The sequence below is a fragment of the Gordonia sp. CPCC 206044 genome (assembly GCF_048537895.1).
Lineage (GTDB): Bacteria > Actinomycetota > Actinomycetes > Mycobacteriales > Mycobacteriaceae > Gordonia.
In genome coordinates this window covers 134,551-153,485 of the sequence record NZ_JBCLVL010000012.1, presented here as the reverse complement: position 1 = coordinate 153,485, position 18,935 = coordinate 134,551, and the positions used below count along the sequence as shown (strand labels likewise).

The window sequence follows — 18,935 nt, the reverse complement described above, 5'->3', positions numbered from 1 at the left end:
ATGTCGGAGGAGGCAGGACCGACGCCGAGCGCCGGGCCCGGTGATCATGCGAGCACGTCCGAGGAGGCGGCCGGCTCCGGCGCCATCGGCCGGGTCACCGTCGCGACACTCATCGCCGCCGCTTCCGGATATCTGGTCCTCCTGCTGGCCGCCCGCGATCTGGGTCCGGCCGGATACGCGGTTTTCGCCGTGTTCTGGGCCGCGTACGGGATGGTCACGGGTGCGCAGAACGGGCAACTGCAGGAGACGACGCGCGCCGTCCGCGCGAACGTCGAATCCCGCGACCGAGCCGACGACGGCGACCGTGCCCGCCCCTGGCTGACCAATGTGCTGGTCGGGGTGGCACTGGGAGCGCTCGTCGCGGTCACCTCACCGCTGTGGAGCGGGCACGTCTTCTCCGAGTACCGCTGGTTGTCGGTGGCGCTGCTGTCGGTGGGCGTCGCATCGTTCGCCGTGTACGCCCACCTCGCCGGCGCGTTGTCGGGGACGGTGTCCTGGGGGCCGTTCGCGGCCCTGCTGTCGGTCGATGCGCTGATCCGGCTGGTCGCGTCCGTGGTCGCCGTCGTCCTCGGTCTCGGGCTGGTCGCGTTCCTGGTGATCACCGTCGTCGGGTCGGTCTCATGGATGCTCCTGCTGATCGGGTCGTCGTCGGCTCGCCGCTGCGTCGGACTGCCCGCAGACGTGCCGACGCACCGCTTCACCGCCAACACGGTGACCGCCATGGCCGCGGCAGCCGCGAGTGCGGTCCTGGTGATGGGATTCCCGGTTCTGATCAACGCGACCGACGGCATCGGCGGCCGCGCCGACGCCGCCACCGTGGGTGCGGTGGTGCTGGCCGTGACGTTGACCCGGGCGCCACTCCTGGTGCCGTTGAACAGCTTTCAGGGCGTTCTGATCACCCGGTTCGTCGACGGGCGACACCGGCTGATGACGGCGCTGCAGGCGCCGGTGGCTGCGGTGACCGCGATCGGTGTGGTCGGCGCAGGTGCTGCCTGGCTGATCGGGCCGTGGCTGTTGACGACCGTCTTCGGCGCCGACTACCGGCTGTCGGGATCGGCGCTCGCCGGACTGACGTTGGGCGCCACGGCGGTGGCGCTGCTCACCATCACCGGTGCCGCCGCGGTCGCCACGGCCGCCCATCGCTGGTATGCCGCCGGCTGGTGGGTGGCGACGATCGCCTCGATACTGCTGCTACTGCTACCCCTCGACGTGCAGACCCGGGTCGTGGTCGCGCTCATCGGAGGGCCCGTCGTCGGGATGGTGGTTCACCTGGCGGGGCTGGCGGCGCGTAGCCGACCCGCCGCACCCGCGACGCGTGACTGAAGATGATTGAGCCGCGACGTCGCGTGCAGGCGGGCCGCACGGGCCGCACGTGGCCAGCCGCGTTCGGCGCATCTGCGGGCCTCACCGGCGAAGAAGTCGTTCTCCTCGGCGAATCGTCGCCCGTCGACCGCCTGCACCGAACTGACCGAGGCGTCGTGTCGTCGGTACCGGAACACCACCGTCGGGTCGTACACCAGCGAGCCGCCCGCGGCCGCGAGATCGACGAGCAGGGCCAGATCGAGCACGATCTCCAGTCCGGATCGGAAACCGACCTCGCGGACCGGCGCGGTGCGCCACAGCAGTGAAGGGAAGTACGTCCAGTTGCCGCGATAGAGGCTGGTGGCCATCGCCTCTCCGGACAGCACGGTTGGTTCGCCGGGCGACAGCACCGATTTGATGCGGTCGCCGAGAGGTCGGACCGGCCGATCGTGATCGTCGATCACCTCGACACCGGGCGCGATCACCGACGCATCGGCATGACGTGCGGCGAGCGTCCGCACCGTCCCCAGATAGTCCGGGAGCATCACGTCGTCGCAGCCCATGACCACGAAGTGATCTGCTTCCACGAGCTCGGTACACCGCCGGAAATTGCCGTTGACCCCGAGGTTGGTCTCGTTGCGGACGTAGTGCACGCGTGGATCGGTCAGTGCTGCCAACCATTCCCGCGGTTGCGGATCCGGATAGCAGTCGTCGACCACGACGAGCCGCAGGTCGCCGTCGCGCTGCCCGAGCACACTGGTCACGGCCTGCTGGAACTGTGCGACGTCGCCATAGAACGGCATCATCACGTCGATCGGCACGCGACCAGGGTAGGTCATCGCCGCAATCGGCTCGGATAGGGTTACCGACATGACCTCCGGCTCCACCAGCAATGACGACGTCTGGTTGGTGGTCCCCGTCTACAACGAGGGACAGGTGATCCGGGACGTGGTGTCGGCTGCCGCAAAGACGTTCCCGAACATCGTGTGCGTCGACGACGGGAGCCGGGACAACTCGGCCGAGGAGATCCTCGCGGCCGCCGCCGCGACAAGATCCGTGCAGGCCGGGCACGACCATGCCGGAGCCCGACCCGGGCCCGGGATCCGTCTGGTCCGCCATCCGGTGAACCTCGGGCAGGGTGCGGCGATCCAGACCGGCGTCGAATACGCGCGAGCCCAACCGGGGGCACGGTATTTCGTCACCTTCGACGCCGACGGCCAGCATCGTGTCGAGGACGTCGCCGCGATGATCGCCCGACTCCGCAGCGAACCGATCGACATCGTCGTCGGCACCCGATTCGCCGAAGGGCGCAGCGAATCGGTTCCCGCGCTGCGACGAATAGCGTTGCGCACCATCGTGTTCCTCAGTCCGCGAACCCGCAGACTGGGACTCACGGACGCGCACAACGGCTTACGGGCGTTCAACCGGACGGTGGCCGACCAGCTCGACCTGCTGATGAACGGAATGAGTCACGCGTCGGAGTTCGTCGCGCTGATCGACCACCACGGATGGCGGGTGGCCGAACAACCCGTGACAATCCTCTACACCGACTATTCACGGGCGAAGGGGCAGTCGCTGATCAACGGCGTGAACATCGTCGCCGACGGGTTGCTGCACAGCCGGATGAGGAAGTGAGCGCGATGATCTGGTTTCAGATCCTGGCCATCCTGGTGATCGTGGCCCTGGTCACGTTCTTCATCGTCAGCCGCGGCACCGCCCGCGCGTCTGCCGGCGTGAAGATCCTGTTCGTCGCGTTCGTGGTCTTCGGCGTCTACGCGATGCTCCGGCAAGACGACGTCACCTGGGTGGCCAACAAACTCGGCATCCAACGCGGTCTCGACCTCGTGCTGTTCCTGCTGGTGATCGCGTTCGCCTTCACCACCGTGTCGACCTATCTGAAGTTCCGCGAACTCGAGGTCCGCTACGCGCGTCTGGCACGCGCCATCGCGTTGCAGAACGCGCGCGATCACGAGGGCACCTGACGCGGGGGCACCTGCCCCTCCCGTCGAGCGGGGCTCGCCAGCCATTCACGTCGAGAGCAACCGGATTTTTACCGACAGCAACCGCCGTCGGCCCTGCGGCCGCCGGTTCGGCGACATCGCGGTTGCTGTCGGTGAAAATCCGGTTGCTCTCGACCGCCATGGGGCGGGTTGGGACCGCGGGTTGTGGGGTGCGGGGTGGCGTTCGGCGTCAGGCCTGGGTGCGGAGGTAGGTGGTGACGTCGGTGTAGGAGGGCAACAGGCCCGCGTCCCGGGCTTCGTGCAGGCCGGGTGCGGCGGTGTCCTTGTCGGACAGTTCGTAGGTCAGCGGCGAGCCGTCACGACCGACGGTGGGCCACTCGATCCCGAGGTCCTCGTCGAGCGGATTGATGCCGTGCTCGGCGGTCGGGTTGTATCCGGTCGAGCACAGGTAGGTGGCCGTGGAACCGTCTTCGAGAGCGCAGAACGCATGGCCGAGCCCCTCCGACAGGTACACCGCGCGCCGATCGACATCGTCGAGGAGCACCGTGTCGTAGGTCCCGAAGGTCGGCGAGCCGACACGGATGTCGACGATGACGTCGAGGATCGCACCGACCGGACAGGTCACGTACTTCGCCTGCCCCGGCGGCACATCGGCGAAATGCACGCCGCGCAGCACCCCGGCCGCCGACACCGACAGGTTCACCTGCGCGAGGTCGAGACGGTGCCCGATGACCTCGGCGAGCAGATCCGCCTTGAACACCTCCGCGAACAGTCCCCGCGCATCACCATGCTGCACAGGGGTCAGTTCCCACGCGCCATCGATGGACAGTGGCCGAAGTTTCATCGAATCTCCTCCGAGGTCAGTGGTCGCGGCCGCGAGCGAGCAGCGCGAGCAGGTAGTCGCCGTACCCGGATTTGCGCAGTTTCTCTGCACGAGAAGCCAATTCGTCATCGCTGAGGAAACCGCGACGCCACGCGATCTCCTCCGGCACGGCGATCTTGAGTCCCTGCCGCTGCTCCACCGTCCGCACGAAATTCCCGGCGTCGAGCAATGAGTCGAAGGTTCCCGTGTCGAGCCACGCCGTACCGCGAGGCAACACCTTGACCGCGAGCTTGCCCCGCTCGAGGTAGTGGGCGTTGACGTCGGTGATCTCGTATTCGCCTCGGGGACTGGGCTTGAGCCCACGGGCGATCTCGACGACATCGTTGTCGTAGAAGTACAGACCGGGCACCGCATAGTTGGACCGGGGCGCCGACGGTTTCTCCTCGAGCGAGACCGCCGTTCCGTTCTCGTCGAAATCGACGACACCGTAGGCCGTCGGATCGGCCACCCAGTACGCGAAGATCGCACCGCCGTCGACGTTTTCGAACCCCTGCAGCTTGCTGCCCAGGCCCGGACCGTAGAAGATGTTGTCGCCCAGCACGAGTGCCACCGATTCGGTACCGATGTGGTCGGCACCGAGGACGAACGCCTGCGCGAGGCCGTCCGGTGACGGCTGCGTGATGTAGGAGAGGTTGATCCCGAACTGATCACCGTTGCCGAGCAACGCCTGGAAGGCCGCGCTGTCCTGCGACGTGGTGATGATCAGGATGTCCTGGATACCGGCGAGCATCAGCGTTGAGAGCGGGTAGTAGATCATCGGCTTGTCGTAGACCGGGACGAGCTGCTTGCTGACCCCCTGTGTGATGGGGTGCAGACGGGTCCCCGTGCCCCCTGCCAGGATGATGCCGCGCATGGGTGACAGCCTAACGGCAGATGCGCCACACACGATCGACGCAGGTCCGACGGCCACCGGTAAGGTGTGCGGCGTCGAGGAGAAAGGTGTGCCCATGCGGGTTCTGGTCACCGGCGGGGCCGGTTTCATCGGCGCGAATTTCGTGCTGCGTACGCTCACGCAACGGCCCGACGTGCAGATCACCGTGCTGGACAAGCTGACCTACGCGGCCAACCCGGCGACCCTCGATTCGGTGTCGGACCGCATCGATCTGGTGAAAGGCGACATCGCCGACGTCGACCTGGTGGACTCGCTGGTCACCGAGACGGATCTGGTGGTGCATTTCGCCGCCGAATCCCACAACGACAACTCGCTCGCGGACCCGTCGGCTTTCGTGCAGACCAACCTGGTCGGCACGTACGCACTGCTCGAGGCGGTTCGTCGACACGACGTCCGCTACCACCACATCAGCACCGACGAGGTCTACGGGGACCTCGACCTCGACGACCCGGCACGGTTCACCGAGGCCAGCGCCTACAACCCGTCGAGCCCGTACTCCTCCACCAAGGCGGGCAGCGACCTGCTGGTGCGGGCGTGGGTGCGCTCGTTCGGCATCCGCGCGACGATCTCGAACTGCTCGAACAACTACGGCCCGTACCAGCACATCGAGAAGTTCATCCCGCGCCAGATCACCAACGTGCTGTCGGGTGTGCGGCCCAAGCTCTACGGGGACGGCCGCAACGTACGCGACTGGATTCACGTCGACGACCACAACGACGCGGTGTGGACCATCGTCGATCGCGGCGAGATCGGAGAAACGTATCTCATCGGCGCCGACGGCGAGGTCGACAACCGCACTGTCGTGGAGACCATCCTCGAGTTGTCGGGTCAACCGACCGACGCCTTCGACTTCGTCACCGACCGACCGGGCCACGATCGCCGATACGCCATCGACTCGACGCGGCTGCGCACCGAGCTCGGCTGGCGACCGAACTATGTCGATTTCCGCTCGGGCCTGGCCGCCACCATGGACTGGTACCGCGATCACACCGACTGGTGGGAGCACGCCAAATCGGGTGTCGAGGCCGGCTACGCGGCCACCGAGAAGATCATCGGCTGAGCCGAGGTCATCACCGATCTGCTCTCCCGCACCGATGCGCGGCAACGACGCCGGCGGGATCAGGCCGGGAGCGGAACCACCACGTCGAGGAAGTCGACCTGATCGGCCACGACCTGCTCGAAGGCCTCACCGACGTAGATGTCGAAGTGTCCCTCGGGATAACGCACGAGACGGGTCGTCGGGCCACGGCGGGCATATCGCACCGTCGGTCGGGCCGGTGCCACCGAGTCCTCGTCGCATACGCACACCAGAACCGGACAGGTGAGCCGCTGCAACGCGCGCCCGGGACGATGCAGCGGGATGGTGAGCCCCACCCGTGCTGCCACGCCGTTGACGAACGGATAGCCCTCCGGCACCAGGGGCAGATACCCGGACGCCGCGTCCGGCGCGGTCATCAGCGCGGCCTCGCCGGGCGCTCCGACCAGTCCCACGGTCACCGGCTCTCTCCCGACCACCGAGCCGGCCAGGTCGGCGACTGCGCGTGTGATGACCTTGACCGTCGACGTCGGGTCCAGTGCGAGAGTCGAGGCGATACCGCTGGTGAACGGGCATTGGGCGATGACCGCGGCGACGTTCCCGTCGCGGGCGCCTGCGCTCATCACGTGTCCGCCACCGAAGGATGTACCCCAGAGGATCACGCGCTCGGTGTCGACGCCGGGGATCGTGCGGGCATGGTCGATCGCGGCGGCCCAGTCGTCGAGCTGGCGGCGAATGGACAACAATTGGCGAGGCTGTCCGTCGCTGGCGCCGAAGTGACGGTAATCGAACACCAGACACGCGTATCCGGCGTCCCGGAATCGTTCGGCGAAGGCGTCCAGGCGCATCTCCTTCACCGCACCGAGCCCGTGCGCCATCACGATGATCGGCGCAGGCTCCGGGGTGTCCGGCAGGTACAGCCAACCTCGACAGACCTGTGCACCGGACCGAAACGTGACGTCCGACCTCGCGTTCATCCCACCCCTGACTACTCGACCCCGACCGTTCGATGTGTCCCGTCGCCGACGCTACCGCCCACGGCGACCACCGTCATCGCGCGCTGGTCGGGGACGGACGGTTGACCAAGCTCACAGCGCCTGCCACGTCGGTTCCCAGCATCGGCGAATACGGTGGTCGTCATGCGCGTACTCGTCAGCGGCGGCGCCGGCTACATCGGCTCGCACACGGTCATCCACCTCGCCGAGGCCGGCCACGACGTCGTCGTGGTCGACGACTTCAGCAATTCCAAGCCGACGGTCGTCGGGCGACTGGAGAACCTCACCGGGTCGTCGATCCCGGTGCATTCCATCGACCTCACCGACGTGGACAAGACCGAGCATCTGTTCGCTCACGAACAGATCGACGCGGTGATCCACTTCGCCGGGTACAAGGCGGTCGGTGAGTCGGTCGCGAAACCGCTCGACTACTACCAGAACAACCTCGACAGCACGTTCTCGCTCCTTCGGGCGATGGCGCGACACGACGTACGCAGCCTGGTGTTCTCGTCGTCGGCCACCGTGTACGGCGCCGAGCCGACCTTGCCGATGACCGAGGACCTGCCGACGTCGGCGACCAATCCGTACGGCTGGACGAAGGTCATGATCGAACAGGTGCTCACCGACGTCGCCGCCAGTGACGACCGGTGGCGGATCGCCTCACTGCGGTACTTCAATCCGGTCGGCGCGCATCCCAGCGGTGACATCGGCGAGGACCCGAGCGGCATCCCCAACAATCTGATGCCGTTCGTCGCGCAGGTGGCCGTGGGACGACGGGAGAAGTTGTCGGTGTTCGGTGACGACTACGACACGCCTGACGGGACCGGCGTGCGTGACTACATCCATGTCGACGATCTGGCCGCCGGACATGTCGCGGCCCTCGCTCGCATCACCGAGCACGCTGACCCGATGTCGATCTGGAATCTCGGTACCGGACAGGGTGTTTCGGTATTGCAGGTGATCCAGGCCTTCGAGCGGGCCAGTGGTCGGCCGATCCCCTACGAAATCGCACCACGGCGGGCGGGCGACATCGCCGCGTCGTATGCCGATCCGTCGAAGGCCAACGCGGAGTTGGGATGGCAGGCCACCAAGACGATCGACGACATGTGCGCCGACACCTGGCGCTGGCAGTCGCAGAACCCGAACGGGTACCCGGACGCCTGAATCATCCCCGGTCGCCCAGGAGACGAACCCGGGTGAACTCGGCTCACCCCAGCGGCTCGTCGGGATCGGTGATGGCATCGGTCGACCATCCGATGTAGCGCTCGGCGGAGGTCTCGATCACCCGCCGTGCCGACTCCGCGACCGGCTCACCGAACGCACCGTAGATCCGGTCGAACTCCAGCGTCGAGACCCGATCGACGATCTGCTGAACGAGTCTGGGCGACAACGGGATCAGATTCGGATAGCTGCGCATGAACGACACCATCTCGGGGCTCTGCACGGCCATGATCGTGTCGCCGGTCAGCAAGGCGCCACGCCCTTCGGCGGCATCCGCGAGATGCAGGACCGCGCTGCCCGGAAAGTGACCACCGCACTGCACGAGCCGAACGCCGGGTGCGACATCGGCCGCGCCCTCCCAGAACTCGACGACGGAATCCGGTCGGGTGATCCACCGACGGTCGAGCGCGTTGAACAACACCGGCACCCGGCCGAACCGGTGACTCAACGACACGCTCGCCCCGACGAGATGCGGATGACTCGAGGTGATCGCCGCGACCCCGCCGCACTCGGCGAGTCGGTCGACGAGTGCCGGACCGACGAATCCCGGTGGCTCCCAGAGCACGTTGCCGCCCGCCGTCGCGACCAGGAACGTCTTCTGGCCGATCCCCACCGCCGGGTGTAGTGCCAGTTCGAATACGCCCGCCTCGACCTCCGTGGCAGTCACCTCGTTGGACGCGGCCTCGTCGAGTCGAGACCAGCTCGGACCGCTGCGAGGGATGAACTGCCGATCGTCGGCACAGACGAAGCAGATGTTCGGCGGCTCATCGGACGGCGGATACTCGTTGCCGCACAGGTCGCAGATCCACACCATGCCCTCGACCGTAGACGACACCGCTACACACCGTCATCGAGCCGCGCAAACACCTCGCACACAATCGATCTCGATCGATGGCACCGGACTCAACGGGGTGCGGGAGCGAAGATTGCATCGTCGACGCGATAGACCGTGACGTTGCCCTGCCGGAACACGACCGTGAGGCCGGGTGCCCCTTCTCGGCGTAGCGCCAGGAACGGATCGCCCTGGATGCCGTGTTCCGGATCGGGCACACCACGCTGGAACTCCCAGTAGCTCGGCGGACTGTCGATCACGTAGTGCACGTTCATGTCCCGCACGATGTGATCGATCTTCGGATCCGCGCCGATCTGGGAGACACCCCAGAACAGGTCGCGCTGACGCTGCGAGAAATCGTTGGCGCGGTAGAACGGGAACATCGGAGTGAGCCCGGTGACCGGATAGATCCAGCCGGTGCCCTGATCGAGATTGTTGAGGATCAGTGTGTCCTGCACGCCCGGCTGACGCTCCAGCCAGTGATAGGCGTCGAGATCGTCGGGACCGATGAACTTGCCGCCCCGCTCCTTGGATGCGATCTGCGCGTTCGTCGGATATCGCTGCGCCCCGGCTCCGACGATCACCACCATCAACACGACGAACGCTGCGGGCACCACCCAGCGCGCCGCCCGTGCCGACGTCGCGCGTGGGACTCGCTCGGTGCCTGTCTCGTCGATGTTGCGCGTCCCTCCGGACGTCCCCTCCTCGGCGGCCGGGCCACCGGCGCCCGCCGGGGCCGGCCCGCGCCCGTCATCCCGCGTGACGCTCCCGCGAGCACCGCCAAGGGCGAACCGCGACAACAGGTCCGCGATCCCCAGCACGATACCGCCGAGCGCGATCCCCGCGACGGCCGCCGAGAGCAACGCCACCACGAACGTCAACCTGTGCGGCGAGTTGTAGAAGTATCCGCCGACCGCACCCAGCGGATACGACAGCAGGCCCAGCGCCACCATCGAGTTGGCGGTCACCAGGACGAACACGATCCATGCGGCCAGTCCGGCCCAACACCGCATCCACACCAGCGCCAGGAGTCCGATCACGGTGAGCGCGATGAGCGGCCACACGGGGTAGGACAGGTTGCCCACCGGGACCGTGCCGTTGAACGCCGCCTGGGCCAGCCCAGTGAGGATGCCGACGGTGTCGACGCGGAAGTCGAAGAACGGCAGTTCGTTGGTGTCGGCGACCTTGATCGTGCCGAGCACCACCGGAGCGATGAGCACGAGGGTGAACAGACCGGTGGCCACCAACGACACCAGGTCTCGGACGCGTCCCGCCGCGGGCCGCCACAAGCCCTCCAGAACCCACCACAGCGCCACCAGGACACCGGCGAAGACCAGGCCCGACGGATGGGTCGCGGTGACGCCGGCGAGCGCGAGCGCCGCGGGCAGTGCCCGACGGCGGTCGCGCACCGCACTGATCACCAGGATCGCCGCGACCGGCGCGAGCGACACACCGACCGCGTTGGGCACCGACGTCAGCGCGACCTCGACGTAGGGCAACGAGGGAAACAGTGCCGACACCGCACCCGCTGTCGCCGCCAGGAACGCCGCACGGTTGGGCGCGAGGCGATGACGGGCCAGCCAATAGGTCAGCGATGCGACGCCGAACGGCACGGTGATGGCGAGCGCCGCAGGCGAGTACGTGTTGTACAGCTCGACCGGGTCGGCCCCGGTCACCGGGATGAGGATGGCCCCCAGCGAATGCCACGTGTTGGGGTAGTAGTTGAACCCGTGGGTGTCGTAGTTCATCAACTCGCCCATACGCATCGCCGAACCCACACCGGTCTCGTGAATCCACCGCAGCGCGCTGGCGTGCCACAGGGAGTCCCAGACCTGCGAGATGTTGCCGAGCCCGGCGAAGGCCGTCTTGACCAGGGGACGGATGCAGGTGACAGCGATGATGACCGCGCCGATCCCGAGACCGACGATCAGACCTCCCACCGAGTGCCGACCGAGCGGCGGCGCATCGTCGGCGGGCGGTACCGGGGTCGTCCATCGACGCCACGGCCGCAGACGCAGGACCGCGGCGTAGGCCCACGCGATCAACAGGGTGATGACCAGCGCCACCGCCGCCGAGATGATGTTCCATTCGAACCCGATGGCCGAATAGACGATGGTGAAGATGCTCACGATCGCGAAGGTGATCGGCGGGCCGGCGGCGATCGCCACCGGCCACGGCAGCGTCATGCGCCGTCCGACGAGGGCACCGGGAAGGATTAGCGTCAGGGCCGTCACCACGGTGACCCACGCCCCCAGCATCATCGCGCGCAACCTCCCGTGTCGGTGAGAACCAGAAAGAGGTTACCGTCGGCGCCTCGACGAGCGGGCGCTCCCCCGATCAGACCGGTGTCCGCGAGCCGCGCCGGTCGAGGCGATGCGCGATCGTCACGACCACCAGACAGACCGCCGCGGCGGCCACCCCGACACCGAACATCATCGGATAGGTGACCCCGGTGTAGGTCTCCGACACCCAGGCCAGCACGGCAGGCACGGCGAATCCGAGATACGTCGCGCCGTAGAAGACGGCCGTCAGACCGGCCAGGTTGTCCGGCCCGGCGATCCGCTGCACCTCGAGGAGCCCGGAGATCATCGCCATGCCGTAGCCGCAGCCCAGGACAGCTGCGGCGACCAGCGCCAGCCAGATGGTGAGGGCCGCCGCCGACGCCGCGGCCAGCGCCATGCCGACCGCGAGGATCACCAGTGCGAGCACGACGCCGCGTACACCGTCGGGGTCGTCGATGCGACGGCCGACCGACTGGATTCCGAATCCGGCCGCCAACCCGAGCACGCAGCACAGTGCGGCGAACGCGATCGGCGCACCGGAGGTCTTCACCGCCATCAGCGCCGGGATCACCGCGTACGCCGACGCGCACGCCCCGAACACCCATGGCGCCACCGGCAACACGACGAACAGGAAACGTCGCTGGCCGAGTCCGCTGATCTTGAGGTCGTCGACGAGCCGTCCCGGGTGCTCCGGTCGCGGCCTGGTCTCGGGGCTCGTGATCAGCCACACCAGCGCCGCGCCCGCAACGACGATGTTCACCACGTACGGGGTGACCTCGGGCCACGGCCCCCACTGCGCGAGGACACCGGCCAGACCGGCGCCGACGCCGAATCCGGCGGTCAGGCTCATCGCGGCGCGACGCGCGCCGACGGCGGCGTGGGTTCCCTCCCGACGACTGATCTCGGTGATCCAGCTGCCACCGACCGCCATCGACAGGCCCAAGGCGACACCGCTGGCGACGCGGCCCACGCTGAGCAGCGTGAGCGAGTGCGGCCCCGACGCCAGCAACAGCGACCCCAGCGCGGCGAAGACCGGCGCAGGCAACATGAGCGGGCGACGACCGAACCGATCCGACAGCGGACCGCCGATGAGCAGGGCGGGCACGATACCGAGGACGTAGGTGAAGAGGAGGCTGTCCACCGCGACCGCCGACAATCCGCCGTTCTGCCGGTACATCACCAGCAACGGTGTGAACTGGTTGCCGCCCCACGCCGAGGCGAACACGGCGAGCGAGACCGGACGCCAATACCCGGTCTTGGTGGGTGCGACGATCTCCGTGGTCGTGGCGGTCATCGTCGGATTCCCGTCCGCAGGTCGTGCACGCCGGCCAGATGCGCGCCGAGAGACGACGCGAAGGCATCGGCGTCACCCGCCTCGATGGCGGTGAGCAACGCTCGGTGGTCGGTCAGGATGCGCTCGGGGATCGACGCGTCGCGATGCACACTCGCCGACGTCATGCGGCGATGGCGCTCCCCGAGCGCCACGAAGAAATCGGCGAGGAGCGGATTGTCGCCTGCCGCGACGATGAGTTGGTGGAACTGGGCGTCGAGGCGGGAGAACTCGGCGAGGTCGGCCCAGTCGGCCCCGCGATGAGCCGTCAGGTTCTCCTCCAACTGTGCGACCAGCACGGCCCGCGCGGCCGGATCGTCGACGATGGACCGCACCGCATGCTCCTCGAGGAGCGTCCGGGCGCCGACGACATCTCGCGCCTCCCGCTCACCGATCGGCACCACCAGTGCACCCCGTTTGGGATACAGCCGCATCCACCCTTCGGTCTCCAATCGGAGGAACGCTTCCCGGACCGGGGTACGACTCACCGCACAGCGTGCAGCCACGTCACCTTCGCTGATCAACTCACCGCCTACCAGCGCGTTTGTGAGAATCAGCTCTTTGACCTCGTCATAGACACGTTCGGCTGCGGTCCCGCTCGCATACGACATAGATACAAGTTGTATCCCATGTGATCGGACCCATCCAAACCGGGGTCACCTTGATCGGCTCACAACCCCGGTGGGACACTTATCAGGTTGCGCGACCGGGCACATACGCCGCTCGGACGCAGCGGACCGAGGTCCGACGGAGTGGTCTGCATGCGCCGTCGAACCCCTGTCCCACAGGTGCATTGGCGCCCCGCCGACGTGGCGCCACCATTAGGAGACCCGCTGGGACGGCGGGTTACGCAGGAGGTACACCGTGGCAAGCACGGCAGACAACGCCCCCACCGAACACAAGGGCACGACGCCCTTCAACGAGCCGACCATCGCCGAGTTGCCGATCACCGACGAGGAGATCTTCATGGCGCACGTCGGCGGCAAACTCTCGGTGGAGTTGCGTTCGCCGATCGACACGCAGCGGGATCTGTCCATCGCGTACACGCCGGGCGTCGCCCAGGTATCGCGTGCCATCGACAACGAGACCCACCTGGTGAACAAGTACACCTGGACCGACCGCCTCGTCGCGGTGGTCAGTGACGGCTCGGCCGTGCTCGGCCTCGGCGACATCGGGCCACGCGCCTCCCTTCCGGTGATGGAGGGCAAATCCGCGCTCTTCCGGACGTTTGCCGGACTCAACTCGATCCCGATCGTGCTCGACACCAAGGATCCCGACGAGATCGTGGAGACGCTGATCCGCCTGCGTCCGAGCTTCGGCGCGATCAACCTCGAGGACATCTCGGCGCCGCGCTGCTTCGAGATCGAACGCCGCGTCATCGAGGCCCTCGACTGCCCGGTCATGCACGACGATCAGCACGGCACCGCCATCGTGGTGCTGGCCGCGCTGAAGGGCGCGATGAAGCTGCAGGACCGCGACATCAGCACGCTCAAGGTGGTCATCTCCGGAGCCGGTGCGGCCGGCGTCGCTTGCGCCAACATCCTGCTCGCGGCGGGCGTGACCGACATCGTCGTCCTGGACTCGAAGGGCATCGTCAGCTTCCACCGCGACGACCTCAACGAGACCAAGCAGGAACTGGCCGAACGCACCAACCCGCGCAGCCTCGGTGGCGGCGCCGCGGAGGCGCTCGACGGCGCCGACGTGTTCCTGGGTGTCTCGGCGGGCAAGATCGACGAGTCGTTGATCGCCTCGATGGCCGACGACTCGATCGTGTTCGCGTTGTCGAACCCCGACCCGGAGATCCATCCGACCGTCGCGGGCAAGTACGCGGCCATCGTCGCGACCGGGCGCAGCGACTTCCCGAACCAGATCAACAACGTGCTCGCCTTCCCCGGCGTGTTCAAGGGCGCACTGGACGCCGGAGCCCGACGCATCACCGAACGCATGAAGATCGCTGCGGCAGAAGCGATCCTCTCCGTCGTCGGCGACGAGCTGCAGGCCGACCGGATCGTGCCGAGCCCACTCGACAAGCGGGTCGCGCCCGCGGTCGCCGAGGCGGTTGCCGAGGCAGCACGCGCCGAAGGCGTCGCCTGACCTTTCTCGCTGGCATCGTCCCCGTGACGGGCGCCGAGGTGATCCTCGGACGTCTCTCACGGGGACGTTTCGGTCATCCCCGCTCCGGCCAGGCGCACAGGCAGATCTCGTTGTCCTCCGCGTCGGCGAGCACCCACCATGTCGGGGCGAACTCGTCGGTGACCAGGTGACCACCGGCCTCGACGGCGGTGGCGACACGTTCCTGCACGAGGTCGTGCGGAACCCAGAAATCGACGTGCACACGGCTGCGCTGCGGCCGCGGTTCGTCCATCTGCTGGAACCAGATGGCCGGGAGGATCCCGGCCGGATCGGTCAGGTCCACCGGGCCGCCCTCCGGCTCGTCGCGATATCCGAGGACCGCCTTCCAGAATGGGCGGATGCGCGCGATGTCGAGGGCGTCGATGGCCACCTCGAACCGCCCCGGCGGCGCCGCGGTGGCATCGAGGCCCATGTGGTCGGCGATCGCCGCGATCGCGTTGGCGAGGGCCACGTCGGCGTCGGTGAGTCGATGCGCGCTGTGCGTGGTCAACGCCAGATGCACTGAGCCGTATCGCAAGTCGATGTCGGGATGGTGACCTGCCGCTTCCGCCGCATCGATGACCTTGGCGACGAACTCACCACCGCGAACCATGTTGCCGGTCTGGTAGGCAGCGTGGAGGGTGTCGCAGAGAACCCGCCACGGCTCGGAGACCTCCCCGGTCGCGGCCGCGGCGCTGACTGGTGTCGGGTTGGATCCGGACATACCTCGACCCTACGACCCTCGGGCTCGTCTCGGTAGGCTGTTGGTGTGCTGCTTCCCGGTCCGGTGGCGCAGGGAGTGGCGGACGGCTCGATCGATCTTGCCTTCCGCCGGTGGAAGATCGCCCGGGTCAAACCCGGTTCCAGGTTCGTCGGACCGGCAGGCGTCACGGAAATCGTCTCGGTCGACCGTGTGGACGACATCACCGACGAGGATGCGCACCGCGCCGGATTCCCCACCGCACAGGCCGCGATCGCCCGGCTGCGCGCCACCGACGACCCCATCTTCCGTGTCGGCCTGCGCTGGGTCGGCCCCGATCCGCGGGTCGCGCTGCGGGAGGACGATGACCTCTCCGACGACGACATCGCCGACCTCGTGGTCCGCCTGGACCGGCTGGACGCCCGCTCGACGCACGGTCCGTGGACGCGCGCCGTGCTGGCTCTGATCGGTCGACGGCCGGCCGTGGTGTCCACCGAGCTTGCTGCCGAACTCGGCAGGGACAGGCCGGATTTCAAGCTCGATGTACGAAAGTTGAAGAAGCTCGGGCTCACCGAGAGCCTCGACGTCGGGTATCGGCTGTCGCCGCGGGGACGCGCCCTGCTGGCGCGGATCGACGGCGGGTGATCGGATCGTGGCAGCCACCCCTGCCGCCCGGCACCTCCTGCGGGCGAAAGACCTCGTCGACGCCCGCTACGCCGAGCCACTCGAGGTCGACGACATGGCCGCGGCCGCCGGGCTCTCCCGTGCACATTTCACCCGGGAGTTCACCGCGACGTTCGGCGAATCACCACACGCATACCTGCAGACCAGACGCCTCGAACGGGCCGCAGCGATGCTCCGCAACACCGACCGCTCGGTGACGGCGATCTGCATGGCCGTCGGACTGTCCAGCGTCGGTTCGTTCACGACCAGCTTCACCAGGGCTTTCGGCAAGTCCCCGACCACCTACCGGGCATCGTTCCCACCCGCCCACACGTATGCGCGGGTCCCCGCGTGCGTGCTGCGTGTCTACCACCGCCCCGGCCCGACCACCCGCGTCGACAAGACAGCACATCGGAAGAAGACCACCGACCCGGGACAGGCATAGCGTCGAAGACACCACCGGCACACGCCAAAGCCCGGAAAACCGGGCCGGAACACCATGGGCCGGAAAATCAGAAGGGCAACACCATGATTCGCATCGCACGCGCACAGGTCTGGGTCCACGACCAGGACGCAGCATTGGACTTCTACACCAGCAAGGTGGGACTCGAGGTGCGCTCCGACGTCACCCTGAGCGAGATGGGCGATTTCCGCTGGCTCACCGTCGGACCACCCGGACAAGACGACGTGTCGCTCGTGTTGATGGCGATTCCCGCGCCACCGATGGTCGACGCCGCAACCCAGGACGAGATCCGCAACCTGACGGCGAAGGGATTCGCCGGCACCGTGTTTCTCACCACCGATGACTGTCAGGCCTCCTACCAGGAGCTCAGTGCCCGCGGAGTGGAGTTCACCGAGACTCCCGAGCAGCGGCCCTACGGCATCGACGCCGGATTCCGCGATCCGTCGGGCAACAGCATCCGGCTCACGCAACTCGCTCACGATCTGGCGGACGTCTGAGCGGCGTGGTCACTCTCGCCGGCCTCCCTGGTCCCGGTTTGGTCGCTCACCGTCTGGCTCGCTACACTCGTACGCGCTGCCTCGGCAGCACGCCGCCCTAGCTCAGTCGGTAGAGCGATTCACTCGTAATGAATAGGTCAGGGGTTCGATTCCCCTGGGCGGCTCCACGAGGGAACCCAACGCCCGGCCCAAGTCGTCCACGGGACCGACATCGCGACCGGACCCATGCCCGACCAGCACGTCATCCATCGTCAGACCGCTTGCGTCTGCTCACGATGCGCCTATCGTGATCGGCATGGACTCCGCGGCGCCTCGGCAGGGCCCGTTCTGGGACGGCATGCTGGGCCGCACGTCGCAGCCTCCCGCGGCCCAGACCTTGGGACTGCGTTTCGTCGACGCCGACAGTGATTCCGGCACAATCGATCTTGCGTTCACGGCCCGCGCAGAGTGGACGAATCCCTTCGGCAACGTGCTCGGCGCATTCGTCGCCGCGATGCTCTACGACACCGTCGGTCCGACGCTGCTCGCGACTCTCGATCCCGAGAAATTCCAGTCGACCGAAGAGTTCAGTGTGCGCTTCCTGCGTCCGTTGCGGCCGGGGCCGGTGACGGCGCACGGACGTGTGGTCGACCGGTCCGGCGCAACGGCCGAGCTCGCCGCCACGCTATACGACGCAGATGGCCCGGCCGCGACGGCCACCGCGACCGCGCGGGTGATCGACGTCGCCGACGCCCCCGACGCGGTCTGACCGGCTCCCCGGTCCACGTGGCGTCGATAGTCCGCGCACCAACTGCGGTGGCGCGACATCGGCCGTCGAGACGTCCGACATCACCCCGGCCGCCGGCAACCCGCGCGTCGCGATCATCCGCTCGGTTCGCCTTCCCTCATCTCGCGGGGTTCGACGCCGTCGAGAACGTGTCGCCCGGACAGACTCAGCACGACGACACCACCGTGTTCACGACGATCCGCCCCAGATTCAGCCTGCCGTTCGAGCGTGGCGTCACCTTCCATGCGGACTTACCGACGCGGGTGACGATCTGGCCGGTGGTGCGGGTCATGGTCGAGTTGGGGTCGTTCGGGAAGACCTTCTCGGTCGTGCACGTGTTGTACTGCGACTCCACACTCGCCCGGTACGCGAAGCCGCCGTAGAGCCCCTCGAAGACCATGCAGCCGCGCGGCGACGTGTTCAGCATCTTGACCAATCGCTTGCGCGAATACAGCTTCATCGGGCCGACGTACGGCCGACCACCGTCGTAGACAGCACAGACCCGGACCGATGGCCGCGGGGCGGCGTCCGCTGCGCCGACCCCACCTGCCACGCCCGACATCACACCCACGATTACCAACACCCCGACCACGACCCGCCGCATCACCGCTCCTCGATTCCGTTTCGGACTCGGTCACGGTAATCGACCCCCATCGGCACCACCGCGCAAATCCGGCGGCCCGGCGACGCGAATCGGCCGATCGAACGACTCGCGATCGCGACCGTTCACGTCGGTCGCGATCTCTATAGTGAAAGGGACCATCCGGTCGACACCGCAAGGAGACATACGATGTCGGACTTCATCAACAAGATCAAAGAGGAAGCCAAGGCGGTCACGGCGGCGTTCGACCAAGAGTTGACGGTCCTCGAGGGTGTCGACGGCTACGACGCCCTCCGCGACGAGGACGAGTCGGAATCCGACGCCACGGCCGGTTCCGACGAGACGCCGAGCGACGACACCGAGGGCGGTGGCACACCGGCCGGGCAGTAGCGTCGCACC

At 67.5% G+C, this 18,935-nt stretch carries 21 protein-coding genes and 1 tRNA gene; 12 read left to right on the top strand and 10 right to left on the bottom strand.

All coding sequences use genetic code 11. The annotated features are described in order from the left end of the window. Nucleotides 1-1,323 (top strand): lipopolysaccharide biosynthesis protein, encoded by a 1,323-nt coding sequence (locus AAFP35_RS19145; RefSeq protein WP_419223219.1) that lies wholly within the window; start codon nt 1-3, stop codon nt 1,321-1,323. Here the strand turns inward: AAFP35_RS19145 and AAFP35_RS19140 are convergent. Further along, on the bottom strand, nt 1,266-2,123 hold the full coding sequence (locus AAFP35_RS19140; RefSeq protein WP_419223218.1) for a glycosyltransferase family 2 protein: 858 nt from the start codon (nt 2,121-2,123) through the stop codon (nt 1,266-1,268). The genes AAFP35_RS19145 and AAFP35_RS19140 overlap by 58 nt on opposite strands. A gap of 49 nt (nt 2,124-2,172) precedes the next feature. On the opposite strand from AAFP35_RS19140, the gene AAFP35_RS19135 reads away from it, so the two are divergent. Both AAFP35_RS19135 and AAFP35_RS19130 read left to right on the top strand, forming a co-directional pair. Next, entirely contained in the window at nt 2,173-2,937 is a 765-nt protein-coding gene (locus AAFP35_RS19135) for a glycosyltransferase family 2 protein (RefSeq protein WP_419223217.1), read from the top strand. Between the two features lie 5 nt (nt 2,938-2,942). Continuing rightward, complete coding sequence (locus tag AAFP35_RS19130) at nt 2,943-3,284, top strand: DUF2304 domain-containing protein (protein ID WP_419223216.1); 342 nt, start codon at nt 2,943-2,945, stop codon at nt 3,282-3,284. A gap of 208 nt (nt 3,285-3,492) precedes the next feature. On the opposite strand, the gene AAFP35_RS19125 is transcribed toward AAFP35_RS19130, so the two are convergent. Further along, nucleotides 3,493-4,107 (bottom strand): dTDP-4-dehydrorhamnose 3,5-epimerase family protein, encoded by a 615-nt coding sequence (locus AAFP35_RS19125; protein ID WP_419223215.1) that lies wholly within the window; start codon nt 4,105-4,107, stop codon nt 3,493-3,495. 16 nt (nt 4,108-4,123) lie between these two features. Then, the gene (gene rfbA, locus AAFP35_RS19120) at nt 4,124-4,999 is read right to left on the bottom strand and encodes a glucose-1-phosphate thymidylyltransferase RfbA (protein ID WP_419223214.1); all 876 of its coding nucleotides are present in this window, start codon (nt 4,997-4,999) and stop codon (nt 4,124-4,126) included. 94 nt (nt 5,000-5,093) lie between these two features. Between rfbA and rfbB the strand changes: the two genes are divergently transcribed. After that, nucleotides 5,094-6,098 (top strand): dTDP-glucose 4,6-dehydratase, encoded by a 1,005-nt coding sequence (gene rfbB / locus AAFP35_RS19115; RefSeq protein WP_419223246.1) that lies wholly within the window; start codon nt 5,094-5,096, stop codon nt 6,096-6,098. 59 nt (nt 6,099-6,157) lie between these two features. Here rfbB and AAFP35_RS19110 read toward each other — a convergent pair whose 3' ends face one another. Further along, nucleotides 6,158-7,051 carry an alpha/beta hydrolase gene (locus AAFP35_RS19110; protein ID WP_419223213.1) on the bottom strand — a complete coding sequence of 298 codons (894 nt, stop codon included), beginning with the start codon at nt 7,049-7,051 and terminating at the stop codon, nt 6,158-6,160. Between the two features lie 162 nt (nt 7,052-7,213). Between AAFP35_RS19110 and galE the strand changes: the two genes are divergently transcribed. After that, nucleotides 7,214-8,233, top strand: coding sequence for a UDP-glucose 4-epimerase GalE (galE, locus tag AAFP35_RS19105; protein ID WP_419223212.1), 1,020 nt, complete (start codon nt 7,214-7,216; stop codon nt 8,231-8,233). A 43-nt stretch (nt 8,234-8,276) separates the two neighbouring features. Here galE and AAFP35_RS19100 read toward each other — a convergent pair whose 3' ends face one another. From AAFP35_RS19100 to AAFP35_RS19085, 4 genes are all read right to left on the bottom strand, one after another. Beyond that, nucleotides 8,277-9,104 (bottom strand): hydrolase, encoded by an 828-nt coding sequence (locus AAFP35_RS19100; protein ID WP_419223245.1) that lies wholly within the window; start codon nt 9,102-9,104, stop codon nt 8,277-8,279. Nucleotides 9,105-9,193: 89 nt separating this feature from the next. Beyond that, nucleotides 9,194-11,383 carry a DUF6541 family protein gene (locus AAFP35_RS19095; protein ID WP_419223211.1) on the bottom strand — a complete coding sequence of 730 codons (2,190 nt, stop codon included), beginning with the start codon at nt 11,381-11,383 and terminating at the stop codon, nt 9,194-9,196. A 76-nt stretch (nt 11,384-11,459) separates the two neighbouring features. Next, a complete protein-coding gene (locus AAFP35_RS19090; RefSeq protein ID WP_419223210.1) occupies nt 11,460-12,698 on the bottom strand; it encodes an MFS transporter in 1,239 nt (412 codons plus the stop codon). Continuing rightward, nucleotides 12,695-13,345 (bottom strand): GntR family transcriptional regulator, encoded by a 651-nt coding sequence (locus AAFP35_RS19085; RefSeq protein WP_419223209.1) that lies wholly within the window; start codon nt 13,343-13,345, stop codon nt 12,695-12,697. The genes AAFP35_RS19090 and AAFP35_RS19085 overlap by 4 nt, the downstream gene beginning before the upstream one ends. A 253-nt stretch (nt 13,346-13,598) precedes the next feature. Between AAFP35_RS19085 and AAFP35_RS19080 the strand changes: the two genes are divergently transcribed. Beyond that, nucleotides 13,599-14,828, top strand: coding sequence for an NAD(P)-dependent malic enzyme (locus tag AAFP35_RS19080; protein ID WP_419223208.1), 1,230 nt, complete (start codon nt 13,599-13,601; stop codon nt 14,826-14,828). Between the two features lie 73 nt (nt 14,829-14,901). Here the strand turns inward: AAFP35_RS19080 and AAFP35_RS19075 are convergent, their stop codons facing one another. Further along, a complete protein-coding gene (locus AAFP35_RS19075) occupies nt 14,902-15,570 on the bottom strand; it encodes a VOC family protein (RefSeq protein WP_419223207.1) in 669 nt (222 codons plus the stop codon). 45 nt (nt 15,571-15,615) lie between these two features. Between AAFP35_RS19075 and AAFP35_RS19070 the strand changes: the two genes are divergently transcribed. The 5 genes from AAFP35_RS19070 (at nt 15,616) to AAFP35_RS19050 (ending at nt 17,917) form a co-directional block, all read left to right on the top strand. Then, nucleotides 15,616-16,191, top strand: coding sequence for a hypothetical protein (locus tag AAFP35_RS19070; protein ID WP_419223206.1), 576 nt, complete (start codon nt 15,616-15,618; stop codon nt 16,189-16,191). A gap of 7 nt (nt 16,192-16,198) precedes the next feature. Beyond that, the gene (locus AAFP35_RS19065) at nt 16,199-16,654 is read left to right on the top strand and encodes a helix-turn-helix domain-containing protein (RefSeq protein WP_419223205.1); all 456 of its coding nucleotides are present in this window, start codon (nt 16,199-16,201) and stop codon (nt 16,652-16,654) included. A gap of 83 nt (nt 16,655-16,737) precedes the next feature. Then, nucleotides 16,738-17,169, top strand: a complete 432-nt coding sequence (locus AAFP35_RS19060; RefSeq protein ID WP_419223204.1) for a VOC family protein — start codon at nt 16,738-16,740, stop codon at nt 17,167-17,169. A 91-nt stretch (nt 17,170-17,260) separates the two neighbouring features. Continuing rightward, a tRNA-Thr gene (locus AAFP35_RS19055) sits at nt 17,261-17,336 on the top strand. 128 nt (nt 17,337-17,464) lie between these two features. Then, nucleotides 17,465-17,917: a PaaI family thioesterase gene (locus tag AAFP35_RS19050; RefSeq protein ID WP_419223203.1), complete on the top strand. Its 453-nt coding sequence runs from the start codon at nt 17,465-17,467 to the stop codon at nt 17,915-17,917. Between the two features lie 184 nt (nt 17,918-18,101). Here the strand turns inward: AAFP35_RS19050 and AAFP35_RS19045 are convergent, their stop codons facing one another. Then, a complete protein-coding gene (locus AAFP35_RS19045; RefSeq protein WP_419223202.1) occupies nt 18,102-18,539 on the bottom strand; it encodes a hypothetical protein in 438 nt (145 codons plus the stop codon). Between the two features lie 186 nt (nt 18,540-18,725). Here AAFP35_RS19045 and AAFP35_RS19040 point away from each other — a divergent pair, with 186 nt between their 5' ends. Beyond that, nucleotides 18,726-18,926 carry a hypothetical protein gene (locus AAFP35_RS19040; protein WP_419223201.1) on the top strand — a complete coding sequence of 67 codons (201 nt, stop codon included), beginning with the start codon at nt 18,726-18,728 and terminating at the stop codon, nt 18,924-18,926. The last annotated feature ends 9 nt before the right edge of the window (nt 18,927-18,935 follow it).